The sequence below is a fragment of the Gammaproteobacteria bacterium genome, assembly GCA_013214945.1.
Classification (GTDB): Bacteria; Pseudomonadota; Gammaproteobacteria; order Enterobacterales; family Psychrobiaceae; genus Psychrobium.
Map to the genome: position 1 here is coordinate 218,227 of JABSRT010000006.1, position 22,027 is coordinate 240,253.

General features: G+C 42.1%; 24 protein-coding genes and 1 pseudogene. 16 read left to right on the forward strand and 9 right to left on the reverse strand.

Features of this window, described 5'->3' with window-relative positions:
• The first annotated feature begins 4 nt into the window (after nucleotides 1-4).
• Both HRU23_06390 and glpG read left to right on the forward strand, forming a co-directional pair.
• Entirely contained in the window at nucleotides 5-1,063 is a 1,059-nt protein-coding gene (locus HRU23_06390; GenBank protein ID NRA53757.1) for a polysaccharide deacetylase family protein, read from the forward strand.
• Entirely contained in the window at nucleotides 1,060-1,890 is an 831-nt protein-coding gene (glpG, locus tag HRU23_06395) for a rhomboid family intramembrane serine protease GlpG (protein ID NRA53758.1), read from the forward strand. The genes HRU23_06390 and glpG overlap by 4 nt, the downstream gene beginning before the upstream one ends.
• A gap of 60 nt (nucleotides 1,891-1,950) precedes the next feature.
• On the opposite strand, the gene fliL is transcribed toward glpG, so the two are convergent.
• Nucleotides 1,951-2,361 (reverse strand): flagellar basal body-associated protein FliL, encoded by a 411-nt coding sequence (gene fliL, locus HRU23_06400; protein ID NRA53759.1) that lies wholly within the window; start codon nucleotides 2,359-2,361, stop codon nucleotides 1,951-1,953.
• 206 nt (nucleotides 2,362-2,567) lie between these two features.
• Between fliL and HRU23_06405 the strand changes: the two genes are divergently transcribed.
• Together HRU23_06405 and ubiA are read left to right on the forward strand one after the other, a co-directional pair.
• A complete protein-coding gene (locus HRU23_06405; GenBank protein NRA53760.1) occupies nucleotides 2,568-3,173 on the forward strand; it encodes a chorismate lyase in 606 nt (201 codons plus the stop codon).
• Nucleotides 3,170-4,033: a 4-hydroxybenzoate octaprenyltransferase gene (gene ubiA, locus HRU23_06410; protein ID NRA53761.1), complete on the forward strand. Its 864-nt coding sequence runs from the start codon at nucleotides 3,170-3,172 to the stop codon at nucleotides 4,031-4,033. The genes HRU23_06405 and ubiA overlap by 4 nt, the downstream gene beginning before the upstream one ends.
• 36 nt (nucleotides 4,034-4,069) lie before the next feature.
• Here ubiA and HRU23_06415 read toward each other — a convergent pair whose 3' ends face one another.
• Nucleotides 4,070-4,630, reverse strand: a complete 561-nt coding sequence (locus HRU23_06415; protein NRA53762.1) for a carboxymuconolactone decarboxylase family protein — start codon at nucleotides 4,628-4,630, stop codon at nucleotides 4,070-4,072.
• Between the two features lie 62 nt (nucleotides 4,631-4,692).
• Nucleotides 4,693-5,205 carry a glycine cleavage system protein R gene (locus tag HRU23_06420; protein ID NRA53763.1) on the reverse strand — a complete coding sequence of 171 codons (513 nt, stop codon included), beginning with the start codon at nucleotides 5,203-5,205 and terminating at the stop codon, nucleotides 4,693-4,695.
• Between the two features lie 289 nt (nucleotides 5,206-5,494).
• On the opposite strand from HRU23_06420, the gene HRU23_06425 reads away from it, so the two are divergent.
• A complete protein-coding gene (locus tag HRU23_06425; protein NRA53764.1) occupies nucleotides 5,495-6,052 on the forward strand; it encodes a type II transport protein GspH in 558 nt (185 codons plus the stop codon).
• Nucleotides 6,053-6,142: 90 nt separating this feature from the next.
• On the opposite strand, the gene HRU23_06430 is transcribed toward HRU23_06425, so the two are convergent.
• Nucleotides 6,143-8,152: an NADPH-dependent 2,4-dienoyl-CoA reductase gene (locus tag HRU23_06430; GenBank protein NRA53765.1), complete on the reverse strand. Its 2,010-nt coding sequence runs from the start codon at nucleotides 8,150-8,152 to the stop codon at nucleotides 6,143-6,145.
• Between the two features lie 263 nt (nucleotides 8,153-8,415).
• Nucleotides 8,416-9,084 carry a DNA mismatch repair endonuclease MutH gene (gene mutH / locus HRU23_06435; GenBank protein ID NRA53766.1) on the reverse strand — a complete coding sequence of 223 codons (669 nt, stop codon included), beginning with the start codon at nucleotides 9,082-9,084 and terminating at the stop codon, nucleotides 8,416-8,418.
• A 764-nt stretch (nucleotides 9,085-9,848) separates the two neighbouring features.
• On the opposite strand from mutH, the gene rppH reads away from it, so the two are divergent.
• The 5 genes from rppH to HRU23_06460 all read left to right on the forward strand — a co-directional run bounded on the left by rppH (nucleotide 9,849) and on the right by HRU23_06460 (nucleotide 13,230).
• Nucleotides 9,849-10,352 (forward strand): RNA pyrophosphohydrolase, encoded by a 504-nt coding sequence (gene rppH, locus HRU23_06440; GenBank protein NRA53767.1) that lies wholly within the window; start codon nucleotides 9,849-9,851, stop codon nucleotides 10,350-10,352.
• A 65-nt stretch (nucleotides 10,353-10,417) separates the two neighbouring features.
• On the forward strand, nucleotides 10,418-11,284 hold the full coding sequence (locus tag HRU23_06445) for a sulfite exporter TauE/SafE family protein (GenBank protein NRA53768.1): 867 nt from the start codon (nucleotides 10,418-10,420) through the stop codon (nucleotides 11,282-11,284).
• Nucleotides 11,285-11,304: 20 nt separating this feature from the next.
• Complete coding sequence (lgt, locus tag HRU23_06450) at nucleotides 11,305-12,114, forward strand: prolipoprotein diacylglyceryl transferase (protein ID NRA53769.1); 810 nt, start codon at nucleotides 11,305-11,307, stop codon at nucleotides 12,112-12,114.
• Nucleotides 12,115-12,162: 48 nt separating this feature from the next.
• Complete coding sequence (gene thyA / locus HRU23_06455) at nucleotides 12,163-12,957, forward strand: thymidylate synthase (protein ID NRA53770.1); 795 nt, start codon at nucleotides 12,163-12,165, stop codon at nucleotides 12,955-12,957.
• Nucleotides 12,958-12,984: 27 nt separating this feature from the next.
• Nucleotides 12,985-13,230, forward strand: coding sequence for a succinate dehydrogenase assembly factor 2 (locus HRU23_06460; GenBank protein NRA53771.1), 246 nt, complete (start codon nucleotides 12,985-12,987; stop codon nucleotides 13,228-13,230).
• 95 nt (nucleotides 13,231-13,325) lie between these two features.
• Here the strand turns inward: HRU23_06460 and HRU23_06465 are convergent.
• Nucleotides 13,326-13,936, reverse strand: a pseudogene (locus HRU23_06465) (glutathione S-transferase).
• 93 nt (nucleotides 13,937-14,029) lie between these two features.
• Between HRU23_06465 and HRU23_06470 the strand changes: the two are divergent.
• A complete protein-coding gene (locus HRU23_06470; protein ID NRA53772.1) occupies nucleotides 14,030-14,617 on the forward strand; it encodes a TetR/AcrR family transcriptional regulator in 588 nt (195 codons plus the stop codon).
• A 7-nt stretch (nucleotides 14,618-14,624) separates the two neighbouring features.
• Nucleotides 14,625-15,116, forward strand: coding sequence for a bifunctional adenosylcobinamide kinase/adenosylcobinamide-phosphate guanylyltransferase (locus HRU23_06475; GenBank protein NRA53773.1), 492 nt, complete (start codon nucleotides 14,625-14,627; stop codon nucleotides 15,114-15,116).
• Nucleotides 15,117-15,175: 59 nt separating this feature from the next.
• Here the strand turns inward: HRU23_06475 and HRU23_06480 are convergent, their stop codons facing one another.
• Nucleotides 15,176-16,288 (reverse strand): fatty acid desaturase, encoded by a 1,113-nt coding sequence (locus HRU23_06480; GenBank protein NRA53774.1) that lies wholly within the window; start codon nucleotides 16,286-16,288, stop codon nucleotides 15,176-15,178.
• A gap of 173 nt (nucleotides 16,289-16,461) precedes the next feature.
• Here HRU23_06480 and fabR point away from each other — a divergent pair, with 173 nt between their 5' ends.
• Complete coding sequence (fabR, locus tag HRU23_06485; GenBank protein NRA53775.1) at nucleotides 16,462-17,091, forward strand: HTH-type transcriptional repressor FabR; 630 nt, start codon at nucleotides 16,462-16,464, stop codon at nucleotides 17,089-17,091.
• A 3-nt stretch (nucleotides 17,092-17,094) separates the two neighbouring features.
• Nucleotides 17,095-17,445 carry a DUF1422 family protein gene (locus tag HRU23_06490; GenBank protein ID NRA53776.1) on the forward strand — a complete coding sequence of 117 codons (351 nt, stop codon included), beginning with the start codon at nucleotides 17,095-17,097 and terminating at the stop codon, nucleotides 17,443-17,445.
• A 20-nt stretch (nucleotides 17,446-17,465) separates the two neighbouring features.
• On the opposite strand, the gene trmA is transcribed toward HRU23_06490, so the two are convergent.
• Complete coding sequence (gene trmA, locus HRU23_06495) at nucleotides 17,466-18,563, reverse strand: tRNA (uridine(54)-C5)-methyltransferase TrmA (GenBank protein NRA53777.1); 1,098 nt, start codon at nucleotides 18,561-18,563, stop codon at nucleotides 17,466-17,468.
• Nucleotides 18,564-18,732: 169 nt separating this feature from the next.
• Between trmA and HRU23_06500 the strand changes: the two genes are divergently transcribed.
• Both HRU23_06500 and HRU23_06505 read left to right on the forward strand, forming a co-directional pair.
• Nucleotides 18,733-19,962 carry a DUF5610 domain-containing protein gene (locus tag HRU23_06500; protein NRA53778.1) on the forward strand — a complete coding sequence of 410 codons (1,230 nt, stop codon included), beginning with the start codon at nucleotides 18,733-18,735 and terminating at the stop codon, nucleotides 19,960-19,962.
• A 66-nt stretch (nucleotides 19,963-20,028) separates the two neighbouring features.
• Nucleotides 20,029-20,805, forward strand: a complete 777-nt coding sequence (locus HRU23_06505) for a glutamate racemase (GenBank protein ID NRA53779.1) — start codon at nucleotides 20,029-20,031, stop codon at nucleotides 20,803-20,805.
• Here the strand turns inward: HRU23_06505 and HRU23_06510 are convergent.
• The gene (locus HRU23_06510; GenBank protein NRA53780.1) at nucleotides 20,795-21,289 is read right to left on the reverse strand and encodes an RNA-binding protein; all 495 of its coding nucleotides are present in this window, start codon (nucleotides 21,287-21,289) and stop codon (nucleotides 20,795-20,797) included. The two genes, HRU23_06505 and HRU23_06510, sit on opposite strands and share 11 nt — an antisense overlap.
• Between the last annotated feature and the right edge of the window lie 738 nt (nucleotides 21,290-22,027).

Sequence of the window (22,027 nt, forward strand, 5' to 3'; positions counted from 1 at the left end):
TTATATGCGGCGTTTTGTGGCCTGTTTTTTCTTGTTATGTTATATCGCACCGGCACCTGCAGCCGTGGTATTACAATATCATCACGTTAGTGATAGTACGCCCGTCTCAACCAGCATTAAGGTTGAGCAGTTTAGAGCTCATATGAATTACTTGGCCAATAATAACTATCAGGTGTTAGCGCTCAGTGAAATTATAAAGCAACTACAACAAGGTAAAGATCCGGGTCCTAAGGTTGTTGCCATCACCTTTGATGATGGATATGACGATGTGCTGATCAATGCCGAGCCTATTTTAAAACAGCATGGCTTTAGCTACACCTTATTTATTGCCCCGGATGAAATTAATCACGATTACCCCAATATGCTGAGCTGGGCGCAAATAGAGCAGCTGGCCGCAGGGGGCGTCGCCATTGCAAATCACAGTAGTAAGCACTTACATCTTAATCGGCGCTTGGTTGACGAAAGCTTAAGCCAATGGCAGTTGCGAATTACCCAGGATATTGAGCAAGCTGAGCAGCTGATTAGCTTGAAAACTCAGCAGAATTTAAAGTTGTTAGCCTATCCTTATGGCGAATATAACAGTGACTTACAAGCACTGGTGGCTAAATTGGGTTATGTTGGCATTGGTCAGCACTCTGGTGCCTTGGCCACTTATTCTGACTTTAGCGCATTGCCAAGATTCCCGGCTTCTGGTCGTTATGCCAATCTTGAAACCTTGGCGATTAAATTAAAATCACTGGCAATGCCGGTAACCTCATTGGTTAATGCCAATCCGCAACTGAGCCAACACCGTAAAATAAAGCACAAAAACAGACCCGTGTTAACCGTAACTATTAACAGGAAAGATGTTGATACGAGGCAACTGTATTGCTATATCTTGGGCGAGCGTGTTGATCCAATTTGGTTGAACAAACGTCGATTTACTATCGGCGCGCCACAAGACCTACCAGCTGGGCGTTCGCGTTACAACTGCACCGCGCCGAGTAAAAGCCAATTGGGTTATTATTGGTTCTCGCAACCTTGGATTAATCACAAGCCTGACGGCAGTTGGTATCACGGATGATTTTATTAGGACGGGTGCCAAATCCACGCATGGCCCAAGCGTTTATCGATTATTTGTTTAACCTTGATATCGATTGTCAGTTGCGCCAGCAGCAGGGCTTTGAGTTATGGTTGGTGACCACTGATCAACAACAGCTTGCGCAGGATGAATTTGAGCAATTTATCGTAAACCCCAGTCATCCAAAGTACTTGGCTGCTTCTTGGACTAATGCTAATCCGCAAATCAGTGCGGTTGGTCACTCGGCAGCCAATGTTGAGATGTTAGCTAATTTCATCAGTCATAGCGGCCCAGTTACCTTGGTTACTTTTGGTGTTGCGGTTGTTGTCTATCTCAGTTATCTATTGGGCTTTAACTTTGTGTATCAGGCGTTGGCTTTTTTTCCGAGCTTAGAGTTGGCCCAAGTTAGTCAAATATGGCGGTTGTTTACCCCGACCTTGCTGCACTTTTCAACCTTGCATATCTTATTTAACCTGGTGATGTGGTGGTATCTTGGTGGCTTAATTGAAAACAAGGTGTCGTCGAGCAAGTTATTGGTAATTCTAGTGCTGGCTAGTATTTTTCCCAATATTGTGCAATATCTTATGACAGGGCCGGCTTTCGGTGGGTTGTCTGGGGTCGTGTATGCTTTAGTTGGTTATGTCTGGTGGCGCAATCCTAAAGTAGGTTTGTATCTGCCACCTGCCTATATTGGTTTTATGTTGGTCTGGTTAGTGATGGGATTTTTTGATCTGATGGGGATTAAGGTGGCCAATGGCGCGCACGTTGGTGGGTTGATCGTTGGCTGCTTATTGGCTTGGTTTGATAACAAACGAGAATCAAATAAATAATGGCGCCATACATTTAGCAATATTTAGTAATGAGCGGCGATGTTGCGCCGCTAAGACTAATTAATGATGGATATATTTGGTAAATAGCAGTCGGACGATAAGCTTTTTGCCCGTTTCTTGCTTAAGTAAATCGTTAAGAGTTTCAAGGCACAATTCGCGAATTTCTTGCTTGCCTGATGCTGATTTTACTTTATCTTCGGTTTGCTGGCCCAATACTTCGACAATTGCGGCTCGTAACAAGGGCGCATGATGTTCAACGATTGCTAAATCGTCAGGATTTTTAACCATTACTTCCATGGTTAAGCGAATGAAGCCTACTTTTTTACCTGACGTAAGATAGTTGGTAGTAATATCGGGTTCGAATGCAAAGTATGCATATTCATCTGCGGCTACCTCTTCGTCCTCGGCGGCGTAGCTGTTCGCGCTAAATAGCATCATCGATGCAATGAGTAGGCTAAAAATTGCTTTCATCTAGTAGATGTTTCCTGTAGTTAATCGCTCTAATTAGCGCGGTTGTTATTGGATTTCAATAATCACATGTTAAGGCTATCTCGCGAATATAGCAATAAAATCACTTATTTTGAGCACGTTGGACAGAAATTATTCGTTGTTTTGGTATTACTATTCTTAACGGCTTATCGCATAATACGCCAGTTGCAAAAAACGAAGAAAATTCAGTGTCAGATATCCACAATGTAGACTTTAAACAACTAACGCCACCGTTCGCTGCTGGTTGTGATAATCAATGGCTAACACAAAGTGAGCTTGGCCAGGGTAAATTAACGCCAGCCCTTACCAGCTGGCTGTTTGACCGAGGATCATTAACCACAAGATTAAAGGATTATTGTCAAAATTTCTCCGTCGTGGTACTGAACAGTGGCGCCGGGGCCGTATCTGCACAGGAACAACTGTTGTTTCCCGCCATTGAGATGCCATTGCATTGTCGCGAAGTATTATTATTGTGTGATGGTATTCCTCAGGTCTATGCGCGCAGTTTAATTGTTAAGCAAGCGTTAGAGCATTCAGAGATCGGGCTTAAACAACTGGGTAACAATTCACTGGGTCAGGTGTTGTTTCAAGCGCCGCAAGCCCAACGTGGCAGCATTGAGGTGAGTCAGTTTAGTTGTCAGTCGTCGGTGGCAACATTGGCCCGTGAGCTTAATTTAAGCCCAACTCAGCCGTTATGGGGACGACGCTCGATCTTTACATTGCAGCAGTACCCGTTATTAGTTTCCGAAATATTTTTGCCCGGCGCACTGGCTTATCAAGAGGTAACACCATGATCACTAAAACTGGGCTGCAGGGCTATATAACGCTGATGCGGCTTGATCGGCCTATTGGCACGTTATTATTGCTATGGCCAACTTACTGGGCCTTGTGGCTTGCAGCGCAGGGCACTCCTGATTTTAAGGTGCTAATTGTATTTACGCTCGGGGTGTTTGTGATGCGCAGCGCTGGTTGTGTCATTAACGATTTTGCCGACCGAAAAATAGATGGCCGGGTTAAGCGCACCAAAAATCGGCCTTTGGCGACGGGTCTTATCTCATCAAAACAAGCACTGGCGCTGTTTTTTGGTTTGTTGGTTATCGCTTTGCTATTAGTAATTACGATGAATAATTTAACCATAGGGTTATCTTTTGCCGCCGTGGCATTGGCCGCTTGTTATCCGTTTATGAAACGTTATACCCATTTACCGCAGGTGGTGCTAGGTGCCGCTTTTGGCTGGGCTATCCCAATGGCTTTTGCGGCCCAAACTAACGAACTGCCACCGGTGTGCTGGTTATTATTTGGCGCTAATTTAGCCTGGACTGTGGCTTATGATACTTGGTATGCAATGGTTGATCGTGAGGATGATCTTAAAATAGGGGTTAAGTCGACCGCTATTTTGTTTGGTCGCTACGATCGGTTAATCATTGGAATATTGCAAGCTACTACGATTTATTGTTTGGTTAAAGTTGGCTTAATGATGGAATTAGGCGGCTATTATTATGTGGCATTAGTGGCTGCAACCGGATTATTCATTCATCAGCAGTGGCAAACCAAGAGCCGTGAACGCGATAGTTATTTCACGGCATTTATTGCCAACAATCAAGTGGGTGGTGTTGTTTTTGCCGGTATTTTAGCTAATTTTTATCTCGGGTAATTTGCTAGTTACCGCAGCTATCGAGCAGTTTATTACTTAGTCGTTGGTAGGGCTCGTTGGCTTGATTTGGCAGAAGCCTTGCGGTGGTATATCTAGCGCCGCATTAAACTTACTCGACATATTTTGAAATGAAATTATTGCCGTTAGTTCGATAATTTCGTCATCGTTAAAATGTTGCCGTAACCGATGCTGATCATCAGTGTTGACCTGAACATCTGATTTGGTGATGATCTCTGCATAATGTAGCGCTGCCTTTTCTTGATCACTAAATAAATCGCAGTCACGAAAATTAGCTAATTGGTTTAATTTTTCTGGGCTGTTACCACGGCGTAATACCATCATTGAGTTGATATCAACACAGAATGTACACCAATTAATTTGCGATACTCTGACCGTGATTAGTGAGCGTAACGATGGCGAAATTGGCGATGACTTACGGTCTAAAGCACCAAAAAGTAACGCCAGCGTTGCAAATACTGTTGGGCTGCGACCCCATAATTTTGCGGGTTCTAATACTTCACCATAACGGCGTTTTTGATTCCAAAAAAAAAGTTTCAAATACCACGGATAGCTTGTTTTACTTGAAATGAAAATGATTTAGTCCTTGTCTGAAATTGCAATATAGCCTCGATGAAATCAATCATAGAGGCTAAGTGCAGTTAACTACCGTATTCAATATCGACCATAACATCGTCACCAATTTTTTCGATCGCTTCTTGCAGCTGTTCAACTGAGGAATGCTGCGGCAATAGTGCGGTAATATGCGCTCTAAACAGAATATGTCCGGTGTTCGCGGCGCTTTCTAATTGGCTGCCAAGTTGCTCGATATTGGCATCGACAGAATGCAAGGCTTGGGTAATTTCTTGCACGATACCACCGCGATCGTTACAAACAATCGCTATATTGAGTAGTTCTTCGGCTTCTATATCGGTGGTTGTATTGTGGCCTTGCTGGATCGTTAGGCTTAAATCTTCAAGCTTACCAATCGCTAGACTAAATTTAGCGAGTTCTAATTCAGGTAATTCAACTTGAATTATTCCCGCAAATTGTCCGGCTAAATGACTCATGGAACTGCCTAACCAATTGCCGCTGTGCTTAACAATCAGCGCCGCAAGTTGATCGACTAAACCGGGCTTATCTTTGCCAACAAAAGTAACTACTATATTTTTCATAAACGTCCTTAATTTTTTAGCTTTATATTTTTGTTCGAACAGCCTTTCACTAATCATTAATAAACTCGATTTAATAGTTTGTCCAGTGTTAATCAAGATTAAGCACCTCAACAAAATAAATTTCATTTTAAATTAATTACTTAATTTGAATGAGATCCGGCTCTGGTTCGCACTGCTACACTTTATCTCAGTGGCGTTTTATTTATCGCTAATACTAATCACATTAAATTTAAACGCTATTTTGTAACCAATAGATTTAATAATGTAGGGGCTAATAAAAGGAGCTAAGATGTTATCAAAACAAGGATTTAGTCTGATTAATTTGTTAGTAGTAACAGCGATTATAGCAATTGCTGTGTTCGTCGCAGTGCCCGGCTTAAGCGCCGCGCTCAAACAAACACGAGTAGCCAGTGAATATAATCAGGTATTAACTCTGGTAGATACCGCACGTCAATATGCGTTGATTAATCGAAGTTATGTCACCATGTGTCCATCTTCAGACGGTGAAATATGCAGTCGAGATTGGATGGCGGGCATACTAGTGTTTGTTGATCGTAATAACGACCAAGTATTAGGGGCGGATGATTTGTTGATTCAATATGCGCGCCATCGTAGCTCACAAGTAAAACTCACTTGGCGGGCGTTTCGTCGACATCATTATCTAAATTTTAGCAGTTTGGGTTGGACCGATCATTATAATGGCACGTTCAGGTTTTGCATTGAAGGAGACGACTTGCGGTTTAATCGGGCATTAATCGTTAGTAAAACAGGGCGGATCCGAAAATCTACCGATCGTAATCGTGATGGGGTCCATGAGGATGCTAGCGGCAGAGTCTTAAGGTGTTAGCACTAAAAGTATTAGAACGGTCTTAGTAAGGTGACAGTAAGGTGTTAGTAGGTCAGGGAAGCCTGACCTACTAACCCAGAGCTATCGCAGTTAAATAATTGCCGCTAGCTCTGCACTTTGGCGGATTGCACGTTTGGCATCTAATTCACCTGCGTAGTCGGCGCCACCGACTAGATGAACTTTGATGTTGGCGTCTTCAAGACCTTGATGCAGCTCTTTTTGTGATTGCTGACCAGTACATAACACGACATTATCGACTGCTAAGATCCGATTGACGCCATTTTCACTAATATGGAGACCATCATCGTCGATCTTTATATATTGCACACCCGCGATCATTTCTACTTGGCGTTTCTTAAGCGCTGCTCGATGGATCCAACCTGTTGTAGGTTGGAGTGTTTTACCAAAACGAGTGTCTTTGCGTTGTAATAAGTAAATGTGGCGCGCCGATTGCGGCTTAACTTGTTTGACGCCTTCAACGCCACCAGGGTGGGCAATCTCGGTATCAATGCCCCATTCTTTTAGCCACAAATCGAGATTGACGGTATGTGATTCGCCCTGTTCGGTTAAAAACTCACTAATATCGTAACCAATGCCACCCGCGCCTAGTACAGCGACGCGTTGGCCCATTGTGGCATCACCGCGTAGTACTTGCTGATAGTTATAAACCATTGGGTGATCAACACCGTCAATTTCAGGTATGCGCGGCACGACACCAGTTGCTAAGATAACTTCATCAAAATTTGACTGTTTGATGCTTTCAACACTTTGGTAAGCGTTTAACTCGACTTTAATCTTTCTGCGGGTTAATTCAGAGCTGAAATAGCGTAGTGAATCAATAAACTCTTCTTTGCCTGGTACATTTTTGGCGAGATTAAATTGGCCGCCTAGGGTATCGCTGGCTTCAAATAAAGTAACATCATGACCGCGCTCGGACGCATAAATTGCAAATGACATGCCTGCCATGCCACCACCAATTACGGCGAGCTTTTTTGGTGTTTTGGTTGCATCGAAGTTTAATTCTGTTTCGTAACAAGCGCGTGGGTTAACTAAACAACTAGCACGCTTTTGTTTAAAGACATGATCTAAACAAGCTTGGTTACAGGCAATACAAGTATTAATCGAGTCGGCTTCATTACGAGCTGCCTTATTGACAAAGTCTGCATCTGCGAGCATCGGGCGCGCCATTGAAACCATGTCGGCATCACCGCGTTCTAATATGGCTTCGGCAACTTCCGGGGTATTGATCCTATTTGTTGCTATAAGCGGAATGCTGACTTCTTTTTTCATTTTGGCAGTAACCCAGCTAAACGCAGCACGCGGTACCGAGGTCGCAATGGTTGGGATCCGCGCTTCATGCCAGCCAACACCGGTATTGAGCAAGGTGACGCCTGATTGCTCCAGCTCTTTGGCCAGGATCACGACTTCGTCCCAAGTACTGCCTTTTTCGACCAAATCTAACATCGATAATCTAAAAATTATGATGAAGTCATTACCGACTTTTTTACGCGATGCTTTTACAATCTCTAATGCTAAACGCATTCTGTTTTGGTAGCTGCCACCCCATTGGTCCTGGCGCTTATTGGTTCGGGTACATAAAAATTGATTAATTAAGTAGCCTTCAGAACCCATAATTTCAACTCCATCATAGCCTGCTTTTTTAGCGAGGTGACAAGTGTTGGCAAAATCTTTAATCGTGTTCTTTATTTGGCGTTCGCTCATGGCGCGCGGCTTAAACGGGTTTATTGGCGCTTTAATATTCGAGGCGCTGATATTAAAAGGGTGATAAGCGTAACGACCGGTATGGAGGATTTGCAGGCATATTTTACTACCCGCCTTATGCACGGCATCGGTGACGAGTTTATGCTTCGAGGTTTGCCAGCTAAAGCTCAATTGTGAACCGTGGGGAGCAATTCGGCCCCTAAAATTTGGCGCAATACCGCCCGTTACGATCAGCCCAACCCCACCGCGAGCACGTTCAGCATAAAATGCTGCTAATTTTTCAAAGCCACCTTTTTCTTCTTCAAGGCCTGTGTGCATGGAACCCATCAGTACTCTATTTTTTAGCGTAGTAAATCCTAAATCAAGCGGACTTAACATGTGGCTATATGGTGACGTTGGCATAATCTCTCCGGTGTTAGGCTTGTAATGTTGCGACATTGAATAGAGTTAAGGCTCTATTCAAACACTAGTTTGAATACTACGCTAACACTTTAGCCATTACAAGGTCGATATTTAAGCGCTAATATTTTACTGATATTGACTCGATGGTAGATGAGCAAACAGTTAAATGCACTGACAGTTATTGATGCGCTTGATTAATGTTAAGTATGGGCTAAAAATCAGGATTTTTAGTCGGGAGTTTAATAATTAAATTGGGCTTTGAGGATCTGATGAGTAAAAGGAATTTTAAGATAAAAGCCACGCGGCAGGGTCATGATACGAGCCCCGTCTATACCTATCGCGCTAGTAAGGGCTTTGCTATTAGCTCCCTTGGGACGCAGTTGTAAAACTTGGCCAATTTTGCCATTGATGCTTGAAATTTTACCCAACGCAATCAGTTCCATTATTTCTTCCCAATCTTGTTGCATTAATTGCAACTGGTCGGCGCTGGGTTGCCAAATAAATGGGCTGCCTATTTGACGCTCGCTGATCGCAAGTGAGCGTTCAGATAAAATTGGGATCCAAAGTACTTTGCGTAACTTATTGAAGATATTTGATTGCTGCCAGGTCAGTCCGCCAATACCCATTAAAGGGGTAATGCAAACATAGGTTGTTTCTAATGGCTTGCCACGACAATCTATCGGAATGCTTTTTAGCTCAATACCTAGCTCAGGAAAGTCTTGTTGTGGTTTAGAGCCAGCAGTTGCACCTAGTGCTAATTCAAGAAGGTTACCAATCCAGCCTTTATTATTTTTCAGTGAATCGGGTACGGTGACTTTTAGATCATCAGCAAGTTGGCTTAGTGTTAAGCCAGCCAGTGATTGTGCTCGTAGTAGCAGTTGCTGTTCATCGCTTGGTCGTTCAATCATGGGATCCACAGGGTTAACAATCGAGATATCTAAATACGCAGAAGACAGATCTTAACTGATGCAGATCACGAATACCACCAAGGGGTGGTTAAAAAGTGACCGATAAGTATGGTTGTATAGCTATGATATAGCTATCTATATGAATTCAAAGCATAAAGATGCCGTCAGTTAGTAGCTGGTGAGCAACAATTCGACGCTAATTAGTCAAAAAGTAATAAATTAGTACGATGCTAACAAAGATATCCACAGATTCGTTGGATAACTATGGCTTAAACGGTTTATTGTTAATGAATATGGCCTATCTAGATCATAATCGACTAAATAACCCCCTTTATTGATGAGGAATGCGTCTTTATTGTGGATAAAAACCGTGATCGCTCAATAAGTAATCAGCGTGGTTTTGTGGATTAAATTGAATAATAAAACTGAGAGCTTCCCTGTGGTTATTAGTTGGTTTACTTGTGGGTATGTGATCTAATTGACTGAATGATCTGATCTTTATTTTCGGCCTAAGCTGTGATCTATTTTGATATTAATATCTGGTGTTGAGTGTTAATGGGTATAACATTGATGTTTATAACAGTTATATCCACAGAAACAGTTAATAAAAGTGGATAACATTGTGCGGTGGTAAATGGAATGTTAATAAGGCGAAGTTAAACTTAAAGTTATCCAGTAACTGTCGATTTTGTATTATTTCATTGGTAGTTCTGATATAACGACCTATATAATGTGGGTCAGGTACTAGTTTTAAGGGAATCAATGTGATTGACGGTGATGGTTATCGTGCCAATGTAGGTATTATAGTATGTAACGGCTATGGGCAAGTGATGTGGGCTCGTCGTTATCGTCAGCATTCTTGGCAATTCCCTCAAGGTGGAATTGACGAGGGCGAGAGTGCAGAGCAAGCAATGTATCGTGAATTATACGAAGAAGTCGGGTTGCGTCCCGAACACGTTAAAATATTAGGCTCTACTCGAGCTTGGTTGCGTTACAAATTACCCGCTAAAATGGTGCGTCACGACACCAAGCCTGTCTGTATTGGTCAAAAACAGCGCTGGTTTCTGTTAAAACTTGTTGAAGATGAAAGTAATATCAATGTGTTACATTCTACTCACCCTGAGTTTGACGATTGGCGGTGGGTGACTTATTGGTATCCGGTGCGCCAAGTGATTTCATTCAAACGCGACGTCTACCGAAAAGCAATGAAAGAACTGGTTAATTTGTGTATGCCTATTACCAAAAAAGATTCATTTCATAACAGGTAACCTAGAACTCAGGATAGGTAAGTGGGCGCAGAATTTAGCTACTGCGTATAACGATAGTAATCAGTTTGGCGTTTTTAACAAACGCTGCTGTGTTTATGGTGGAGATTGATCGGGTGGATGTCGCGCTAATTATTTTTCTATGGTGTTTGGCGTTGGGGGCGCTATCGGGTTTTATGGCGGGACTATTGGGGATCGGTGGCGGTTTAGTTATCGTGCCTGTACTAATATTCTTATTGCCGTTAACTGCTATCGATCTCAACCTATTGATGCCAATGGCGTTAGGTACATCGCTCGCTGCTATATTTTTAACCTCGGTCTCGGCTACTCTAGCTCATAAAAGACTGTTAAACATCCCTGTTACGTTGTTACCACCGCTGCTGTGTGGCATTGGTTTTGGTGCGTTGTGTGGCAGTTATTTTGCCGACTCGATCGCGGGAGCCACTCTAAAGCTGATGTTTGCCTGCTTTGTTCTGTTGATGGCGCTTCAGATGTGGCGAGGTTCGAAAACCGTTGAGAAAAAAGCAGATAACAGTGATGCTCAAGTGAATAAGTTACTGTTATTTTTTGCCAGCATCATTATCGGAGGCTTATCTAGCGTGTTAGGCATTGGAGGCGGCATGATGATGGTGCCATTGCTGACTTGGAGTGGAATTTTGATGACCCGAGCGGTAGCTGCATCAGCTGTGTGCGGATTGGCGGTAGCAAGCATGGGCTCGGTGGGTTATCTGTGGGCCGGTTTACATACCAGTTACGCGTTACCGCAATGGAGCTTTGGTTATATTTATTTACCGGCGCTAGCAGGTATTATTACCTTATCTTTATTTACAGCACCTTTGGGCGTCAAAGCGGCGAGAGTGATGCCACCGCAGCTACTTAAACGTGGTTTCTCGGTGTTGTTAATGAGTGTTGGCCTAAAAATGTTGGTCAGTTAAGAGTTTAATCAGAGGCGTTTATGGTACAAGAGTTTATGCAATTTCCACAAATTGATCCTATTATTTTCCAAATTGGCCCAATCGCATTGCGTTGGTATGGTTTGATGTATCTGTTGGGGTTCGTCGGGGCATTGTGGTTGGGAAATATGCGAGCCGATCGACCTAATTCAGGTTGGACCCGTGATCAGGTCAGTGATTTATTATTTTACGGTTTTATTGGGGTGATCTTAGGCGGCCGTATTGGTTATGTGATTTTTTACCATTTCGACTATTTCTTAGCTAACCCATTGTACCTGTTTAAAGTATGGGAAGGCGGCATGTCATTCCATGGTGGCTTGCTAGGCGTCATCATGGCCTTGATTATATTTGCCCGTATCACCAATAAAAAAATGCTCGAATTGGGTGATTTTGTGGCCCCTTTAGTACCGCTTGGTCTGGGTTTTGGCCGCATAGGTAATTTTATTAACGGTGAGTTGTGGGGGCGTACATCTGATGTGCCTTGGGCGATGGTCTTTCCGGGCGGAGGTCCGCTGGCCCGTCATCCTTCACAGTTATATCAAGCAGCACTAGAAGGCTTTTGCTTGTTTTTGGTATTATATTTATTTAGTCGCAAACCGCGCCCACTTGGTGTTATTAGCGGAATGTTCTTATTGGGTTACGGGCTTTGTCGTTTCATTGTCGAATTTTTCCGTGAACCCGATGCTCATTTAGGGCTGCTAACATTGAATTTAAGCATGGGACAGTTGCTAACGATTCCGATGTTGGTCGGTGGTTTGTTCTTAATAATTAATGGTTACGCCAAGCACAAGTCGCAGCCGCAACACAGTTAAATAGTCAGCGGCCCTTGGTAACAAAGGGCCAGAGAGTAGGAAAAAATAGTGAAAGCTTATTTAGATTTAATGCAACAGATTTTAGAGACCGGCAGTGATAAAGCCGACCGTACTGGCACTGGAACTCGTTCGATATTTGGTCATCAAATGCGGTTCGATTTGGCCGAAGGTTTCCCGCTGGTTACTACTAAAAAATGTCATCTTCGTTCAATTATCCATGAATTATTGTGGTTTTTAAATGGCGATACCAACATTGCTTATTTGACTGAGCACGGGGTTAAAATCTGGGATGAATGGGCCGATGATAACGGCGACTTAGGGCCTGTTTATGGCAAACAATGGCGCAGTTGGCCGACTCCCGATGGCCAACATATCGATCAGATTAGTGAGTTGGTTAAGTTATTAATCGATGATCCTGATTCTCGCAGAATGATTGTGTGTGCCTGGAATGTCGGCGAGCTTAATCAAATGGCATTGTCACCGTGTCACTGCTTGTTCCAATTCTATGTAGCTGACGGTAAATTGTCGTGTCAGTTATACCAGCGCAGCTGTGATGTGTTCCTTGGTTTACCTTTTAATATTGCTAGTTACGCGTTATTAACCCATATGTTAGCTCAGCAGGCCGGTTTAGAAGTTGGTGAATTTATTTGGACTGGTGGCGATACCCATTTGTATAGTAATCATATGGAGCAAGTTGACCTTCAGCTGTCACGAGAGCCTCGCGCCTTACCAACGTTAACGATCAATCGTAAACCGGATTCGATTTTTGATTACAAGTTTGAAGACTTTGAGATTAGTGGTTACGATCCTTATCCGCACATTAAAGCCCCCGTTGCGATTTAATTGTCGCTGGCAATAGAGAGAGAAAAAATGTCGTTAGAAAAGCCGAGATTAAGATGGGCATGCCGCCGTGGCATGTTAGAGCTAGATGTTCTTTTTATGCCGTTTGTGGAAGATGCTTGGGATGAGTTAAGCACCAACGACAAGCAAACATTTGAGCGCTTGCTCGAATGTGAAGATCCCGATTTATTTGCTTGGGCGATGGGCCATCAAAAAAGCGACGATCCAGTCTTGCAAGCGATGATGATGTTTATTGTTAATCGCGTTAAAGTCTAAAAACCATAAAGCAGCTCTGTATGATCCCATCATGAGAGCTGCTTTATTGCATCCGAGTTAATAATTTCCTCAATCAATTGTGAAGTTAGCGACCCTTAGTCCAGTGCTTTAATTGATGGTCGTTGAGCTATCTGTTCAAACCAACGCTGTAAATTAGGTAACGAATCATCGAGTTCAATCTTAAGCAGTTTGATGAATCTGATCATCGAAAAGGCCGTAATATCAGCAATGGAAAAGTTATCACCTGCTAGGTAGCGACTATTAGCAAGTCGTTGGTCTAAAGTCGGCAAGAACTCCACTAAGCGCAAGCGCGATTCTACGCCCCACGCCTCAACAATATTTTCTCGGTCTTTAAACAAGCCTGTAATATTACGAAAAGCTTGCATAGCAGGTACTAGGCCTTGAAACTCAACAACTCGCTGCCACATTTCTACTTGAGCCTGTTCTAACGCTGTATCGCCAAACAAAGGGTTTCCACTGTACTTTCAAGATAGCGGCAAATGGCGACTGACTCACAAAGAGTGGTGCCGTCGTCTAATTCCAGTAATGGAATTTTACCATTAACCGATTTTTTCTTAAATTCGACACTTAAGTTTTCACCACCTCGGGTATCGACATGAACCCGCTCGATCTCGAGATTTAGTTCAGCAATAAAGATCCGAACTCTAACGGCATTGGGTGCTGGTGCAAATTCATATAGTTTCATTTTGGTCTCCTTTTTACTTAACTAAACGATCGTTTAGGTTATAATTTATAAATTACTAACTAATCAGTCAAGAATTAATTTTACCGAGGTAGTATGGCAAGGCACTTAAATTTTGATCGGCAGCAAACATTAATTGCGGCAATGGAATTGTTTTGGCGCCAAGGTTATGCCCAAACTTCGATCGCTGATTTGGTCAATCATCTCGGGATTAACCGCTTTAGTTTGTATAATACTTATGGCGACAAATTAGCCTTATACCGCCAAGCGCTGACTTGTTATCTCGAAACAGTGTCGAGGCCCTCGATTAGTCAGTTGTTGGAACAACAAGCTGGTAGCGAACAATTAATTAGCTTTATTAAAAAATTTATCGCTGCTAAACGGCACAACGTTAATGGCTGTTTTATTCAAAATGCGGTCTTAGAGTGCGGCTTAACCGACGAGGTGGTGTTAGCCCATGCTAGCAATTTGTTTGCGTTATTAGAGCAAGCCTTTAGTCAGTTAATAACGCATGCGATTGTTAAAGGCGAGATGACCGATGATATTGAGCCAGCGAAGGTTAGTCGATTTTTAGTGATGCAATTACAGGGAATTATTGCGTTAAGTAAAGCGCAGCAATTTAACATTGTCGACGACAGTGCCGAGGTATTGTTCGATTTTATTAATAGTTTAAAGCACAGGTAATAATTTAATGTATATCTTGTATTTCGGTGGCCAGAAAAGTGGTAAAAGTGCGTTGGCTGAGGCCAAAGCTATTGAGTTGGCGACGACTAAACCCGTGTATTTGGCAACTTATGATAACTCATATAACGACGTAGCAATGCAACAGCGCATTGACGACCATATTGACCAGCGCCGTGAGTATTTTGAGACGATAGAGCAGCCTCGGGATTTACCGCAGGTGATAGAGCCGGGCAAGACGTATTTAATTGATTGTGTCTCAATGTGGATATTTAATAATATTGAGCGCTCGCAAGAGCTGTTAATAGCAGAACTTGAACAGCTCTTTACACTCGACGCCAATATTGTTTTTGTCTTAAATGATGTTGGCAGTGGGGTGATCCCTGCTGATAAGTTATCGCGAAGATTTGTCGACTTATCGGGGATGCTCGGTCAATTTATTGCAAAAAATTGTGATGAAGTATTTGAAGTTAAATATGGGTTGCCCCGGCAGTTTAAATAACGGAGCGGCCTTGGAGACCGTTCCATTATGAACAAAGAATGAAGAGGCGAAGTTTAAACTTAAGCGTTAGCCAGTTTTAGCCAAGCTTTTTTCTGCAACTTAATCGCGCTGTTAAGCTCTTTAAGTTGATTGTTGATAGTCATGTGATCATATTCTTTGAGCAGTAAGCTTTTTTGATCTTCAAATAACTTTTTCTTTAATTGATAAAACTGATTCACTTTTAGGACCAGCTGCTCGTATTCCTGCTGTAATTTTAGCTTTAGCTCTTCAACGTTATGGTGCTGAGCTAAGCGCTGTTGGCTGCGCTGTAAGATCATGGCCAATTTCGCTTGTTCTATTTTTTGCGGTGGCGTAATACGTAACTTTGTGGCTAATCCGGCCCACGCTAATAGGCTGATTAACCATTTAGTTGGATCGTAATGGTACCACTTGATGCCATTGCGGTAGTCTGACTCAAAAATATGATGGAAGTTATGGTAACCCTCACCATGGGTGAATATCGCTAATAACCAATTGTCTTTGGCGGTATTTTTATCGGTGTAGGGTTGGTCACCCCACATATGAGCCCACGAGTTAATAAAGAACGTAAAGTGATGGCTGCAAACTAAACGAGCAAAGCCAACCGCAATAATACTGGCGACCATCTGGCCGCTTAACCAACCGATAAGTACAGTGAAGCCAACATTAGTAGCGAGGGTTAAAACCAGATAATACTTGTGTTGCCACATCACAATAGGATCTTTTTGCAAGTCACGCACGTTGCTGTAATCATCATAGGTGGCGATATCGTAATTTCTTAACATCCAGCCAATGTGTGAATACCAAAATCCTCGTTTAGCACTGTAAGGGTCTTTTTCATTATGATCTACAAATTTGTGGTGGGTTCTGTGGTCACTGCTCCAATGCAGCGCGGAGTTTTGCAGAGCAAAGGCACCGCCAATTGCAAAGAATAACCTGACACTCCAATGTGCTTGGTAGGTTCGGTGAGACCATAATCTGTGATAACCTGCGGTGATAGACATCCCGCAAAAAAATAAACTTAATACCGCAGCTACAATAATTGTGGCTTCAAAACCATAACTTAATTGATACCAAGGGATCAGCAATAATGTCGCGGCCAACGTCGTTGAAAATAGAATTACGTTGCCCCAAAGAAGAGGTGGTTTTGTCATGGTCGATCCAGTTTCTTAATAATAGCGTACAAGTGTACGCTTAAATGGTGGCTCACTTCAAGTTTTAGCTGTTGTGGGCATTATTGTCTCGATTTTATCTAAAATGCAGTTGTTTGGGTCGGCCTTGCATATTATTCTAGCGACAAGAATTTAACGGTATATGGTAATAGTTGATGGGAATACGAGCTCAACAAAAAGAAAGAACCCGCCGCTCATTGGTTGATGCTGCGTTTAATCAGCTATCTGCAGAGCATGGTTTTTCCAATTTAAGTTTACGGGAAGTTGCACGAGAAGCGGGCATTGCACCAACTTCATTTTATCGCCACTTTAAAGACATGAATGAGCTTGGTTTGACCCTAGTCGATGAGGGGGGGCTGATGCTGCGCCAACTAATGCGCAAGGCACGGCAACGGATCCGCAAGGGCGGCAGCGTCATTCGAATTTCAACCGAAACATTTATGGAGTTTGTTGAACAAAGTCCAAACGTTTTTAGGCTACTATTGCAGGAACGTTCTGGTAATTCAGCAGCATTCCGCCAAGCGGTTAATCGTGAAATACGCCATTTTGTCGAAGAATTAACAGATTATTTGGTCCAAAATACCGAACTAGATAAAACATTAGCTACTATTCAATGTGAAGCTATGTTAATTATTGTATTTAATGCTGGGGCTGAAGCGCTCGATATGACGCTAGAAGCGCGTGAAGGATTAGCCGAGCGAGTAATTACCCAATTGAATATGATCGCAATTGGTTCATTTCAAATGTCTACAAGCAACCTTACTGACGATAATATGGAGAGTTAATTCATGGCCACAATGTCACTACAAGAAAACAAAGTGTTAATTTTTTCACTGCTGGCTGGAGCAAGCGCAAATGCAACTTTAGCCGGTTTAACCTTAGAACAAGTTTCTTTTTCTATTTTCCCAATAGTGGCCTGTATTTTGGCTTTTTATTGCATGCTTGATGAATATCAGTCGCGGGCGCTTGATGGGGATATCCCGGTATTAACGGGTGCGAGTTTCTTAGTAGGAGCCTTGGGCTATTCAGTCTTTATCCGGGTTGCCTTTCCCGAAATAGGCAATAACTTCTTACCGCTGATGGTGTGCATGGCGATTATTTTTTATATGTTTCATAAAATGGGGCTATTTAGTAAATAACCCCATTTAATATGAAAAATCTACTTTTTGGTCAGGTAAACCCCAGACTCCATGTGATGGGTATATGGGAACTGATCAAATAGCGCAAACCTTTCGATGTGATGGGTTTGTGCTAGGGTGCTTAAGTTGTCTGCCAGCGTATCCGGGTTACATGAAATATAAATAATATTTTCATATCCTTGAATCATTTTTAAGGTATCGAGATCTAAGCCGGCTCGTGGTGGATCGACCAAAATCGTGTTGCAGTCGAAGCTGGTTAAATCGATGCCCTTTAACCGATTGAATTCTCGAGTTCCCTTTAGCGCTTCGGTAAAATCTTCCGCCGCCATTCTAATAATCGTCACATTATCAATATTATTCGCTGCAATATTGTATTGCGCAGACTCAACAGAGGGCTTGGCTATTTCAGTGGCTAATACTTTATTGAAATTCTTGGCTAATGCCAGTGAGAAATTACCGTTGCCGCAATACAGCTCAAGCAAGTCACCACTGGCGTCTTTGGTAATATCTAATGCCCATTCAAGCATTTTTTGATTAATGCCGCCGTTCGGTTGGGTAAAGCTATTTTCGACTTGCTTATAAATAAGCTCGTTGCCAGCCACTTGTAATTTTTCGATCACATAGTCGCGGTCTAAACAAATCTTCTGTTTGCGGGCGCGGCCAATAATTTGTAAATTAAATTCTTTATTTAAACGCTCTTTTAATGCGATGGCTTCTTGTTGCCAAGCATCGTCAAGTTGGCGGTGGTAGAGCATTGACACGGTAATCTCACCGCTGAGAGTCGACAGGTAATCAATCTGAAATAATTTACGGCGTAATACCTGGTTGTCACGCAGCTCCGTCATCAATCTCGCCATTACATCATTAATCAGTTGTGACGCTGATGGGAATTGATCAACACGGACTTTTTCCTTGGTCTGCGAATCAAATACGATATGATAAAGGTCTTCATCTTGATGCCAAACTCGAAATTCAGCACGTAAACGATAATGAGAAGGTTCAGACGGATATGTTTCTAAGTTAGGAATCGTGAACTCTTTAAAGCGTTCAACCAAAAACTCAGATTTTTCGGTTAATTGCTGTTGGTAATTGGCGACGTCGACCTGACCTGGGATCATTTGGAATTCCTACAATGTTACAATCAATTTAAGGCGCAGATTTTAAGTCAATTGGATTATTTGTCCAGTCTAAACTGGGTGAATTGTGAGCAAAATAGCTCAAGTTCTAGTATTTGTTGCCGATAAAGGATGATAGGTTCAGTGCAGTTCAAATTAAAAAGGTGAACAAATGAATATTAACCCAGTCAATAGCGCAGCCAACCAGCATATTCACTCTGGCAAAGGGCACGATAAAGTGCACTCTGGCAAAGGACACGACAAAGTACAAAACGGCGCTGAACAACCTCAGGTAAACAAAACACAAAGCAGTGATGATAAAGTCACCGTAAGTTTCGATCGTAACCAAAAGTTAATTATTGGTGCAAAAATGCTGATGGCTTCACTAAACCAAAAGCTTACTATCGATAAATCGTTTTCGTACGAGTCGTTTTCTAGCACATCGGTCAGCATCAAAAACGGCCAAGCCTTGGATGAGATCGAGGTTAAACCTTTTGAGTTTGATTTTGAAGAAGTCGCCAAAAACGTGATGGATTTTGTGTCCGGTATTATTATTGGGGCAAGAGAAGGGGGCGCCAGTGATGAAAAACTTAATGAGCTGTTAAGTCAGGCACGCAGTGGCATTGATCAAGGATTTTCACAAGCGAGAGAAGAACTTAAAGGATTCGACATTTATACCAAAGATATTGAAGAGGGTATTAATAAAAGCTATGACGCCATCCAGAATTCTTTAACCGAGCTTGAGAATCAACTATTCCCGCAAGCCAGTGAGCAGCTAGTCCAGGGGATTAGTAATCAACAAATTGATTTACTGGAGCAGGAGCAAGCTAGCGTTTCTATTACCACTCAAGACGGCGACAGCATTAATATCAATTTTTCTAACCTTACGAGCTTGTCACAACAGCAACAAATAGCTGATGGCAAACTGAATCAGCAAATTAATTATAATCAAAGCAGCTCGTTTAGCTTTGAAATTGATGGCGATTTAGATCAAGACGAGCTTCAAGCGGTGACCAGCTTAGTAAAAGATATTAGCCAGCTCGCTGATGAATTTTTCAATGGTGATGTCGAAAAAGCGTGGCAACAAGCGCAAGAGCTAGGATTTGACGATCAAGAAATAGCTCAGTTTTCTTTTGATTTTAAAGAAGTAAAGCAAGTAGCAATCGTTGAACACTATAGCCAAGGTAGTAATGAATCGCCAATCGCGACTATTTCACCGTATATTAAAGACCTTAATAGTATTGCTAAGCAAGCCGATGGTTTGTTTGACAACGATAACCTAAAACAGTTAATGAATGATGTTGCCGACCAGCAGGTTAAACTAATCGAAGGATTGCAAGCGTCAGCGACTCAAGGCTTTAATGATTTTAATCAGCAGTTACTTAACGCATTGAACGATTAAGCTTGTGAAACCAGCGGCATTTGAGATAATTGGCGCTTATCGTTTATATCCTGTGTGGTGATTTTTTTGGCTGGTCAAATATTAATGTTCGATTCGGGGATCGGCGGCATAAGCGTTTTTCGCGAAATAAAGCAGTTGTTACCCAACATTTCCATTGATTACTTATTTGATAATCTTCATTATCCATACGGGCGCTTAAGTGAACGTCAGTTAGTTGATCGACTTGTCGAATTAATTGGTCAGGTGGTACAGCAAAACCAGCCTCAATTATTAGTTATCGCTTGTAACACGGCAAGTACCATTGCATTGCCCGCATTAAGAGCACATTTATCAATCCCTGTTATCGGGGTTGTGCCAGCGATAAAACCCGCCGCATTATTATCAAAAAATAAAGTAATTGGACTGCTTGCTACCCACGGGACTATTAATCGAGATTATGTTGCTCAATTAGCCGATTCATTTGCATCAGATTGTTCATTGATTAAGGTCGGAACCAACGAATTGGTCCTAATGGCTGAACAGGCCTTTCGAGGGCAGTCGATTGATTTGGAGCGATTAGCTAGCGTGTGCCATCCGCTGATTAATACGGTTGATACAATAGTATTAGGTTGTACTCACTTTCCCTTGCTAAAAAAGCAACTAACCATGGTGATACCGCAAACGGTAACATTAATCGATTCTGGCCAGGCGATAGCCAAGCGAGTTTATGCGCTGGCTAAAACAGAAAAGCTCGGTAACGAAGTACGCTACCGAGCTTTGTATACTAAAGTGTATCAAGACGAATCACTCGACCATTCATTAAAAAATGAAGGATTGAATGAGTTAGTACATATTAGTCGCTAGTTTGTGCTGGATTGTCTGGAGACGTCTTGTCTTTGGCTTCACGAACTTTTAGAACTCGTTCTTGAAATTCATTATCGTTTAATGAAGTCATCGCGACTTGAGCTCCTTGGCTATTCATCGTTACAAAGCCAAAACCTCGACGACGGCCGGTTTGCTTATCTTTGACTAACCTTACAGAATAAACTGAACCATAGTGTTCAAATAACTCTCGAACAATAGTTTCGTTGGCGCGATAAGGAAGGTTACCTACATATAGCGTTTGACGTTCATCTTCATCTTCATCGCTGTCGGCTGTAGTGATGGTTGGGCTCGCCGCGCTAGAAGGAGCCGTTAGTAAAAAGACTGTGGTGCCACCTAAAATAATCCCAATGGCAAAGACAACACTAGAGTCGGCAAAGCTACTATCTATAATAGGTAAAATGAAAAAACCGGCAATGGCGAGCATCCCGGTGACGATAAGTGGAAACAACTTATTTGATTTCATAAAAATAATCCAAATTAATGAAGAAAAATATAAACTTAAACGTCACATCATAGAGATCTTTTAAGCAACTGGCTAGTTAGTGCAATAAAATAGTTCAAATAACGTGCAGTAGGTAAGCTAAAGTTACTAAATATAGTGCTTCATTATTGATTACAGTCCCTCATTCATCGCTTTGTACGTAAAATAGACCACTTTAGGTGGTTAAATAACCGTTTGTGAGTTTTTTTATAAAAACCAAAATAAACCCTTGCCAAGCCCTGATATATCCCTATAATGCGCCTCATTGAAACGGGGAAGCAGCTTACTAAGTATCTAATACGAAGCAAGTTACCAAGCGGGTCAGAGAAGATTATAATTTGGTTTAACTTCTTGTTAAAAGAAACTTAAATTAAACGTTGACTTCGAATCGGGAAAGCGTATTATGTGCCTCCCAACGCAATGAGCCACAGGGTTCTAAGCGCTACTCCTAGCTAATTACTTCGGTATTAAGTTAGTAGAGTTAAAACGTTCTTTAACAATTAGTATTCAAATAAACTGTGTGGGCATTTGACGTAAGTATCGACTCTTTCTTCGGAAAGAAAATTACTTATTGAATATGTTCACATGAGACTAGAAATAGTCAAATTATGAAAAGCGTAACACTTGTTATCTTCGGGTAATGAGAGGTTAAGCTAGTATTCATTGAGTCGTTCTAACGAACGTAAAAATCAAATTTAATTGAAGAGTTTGATCATGGCT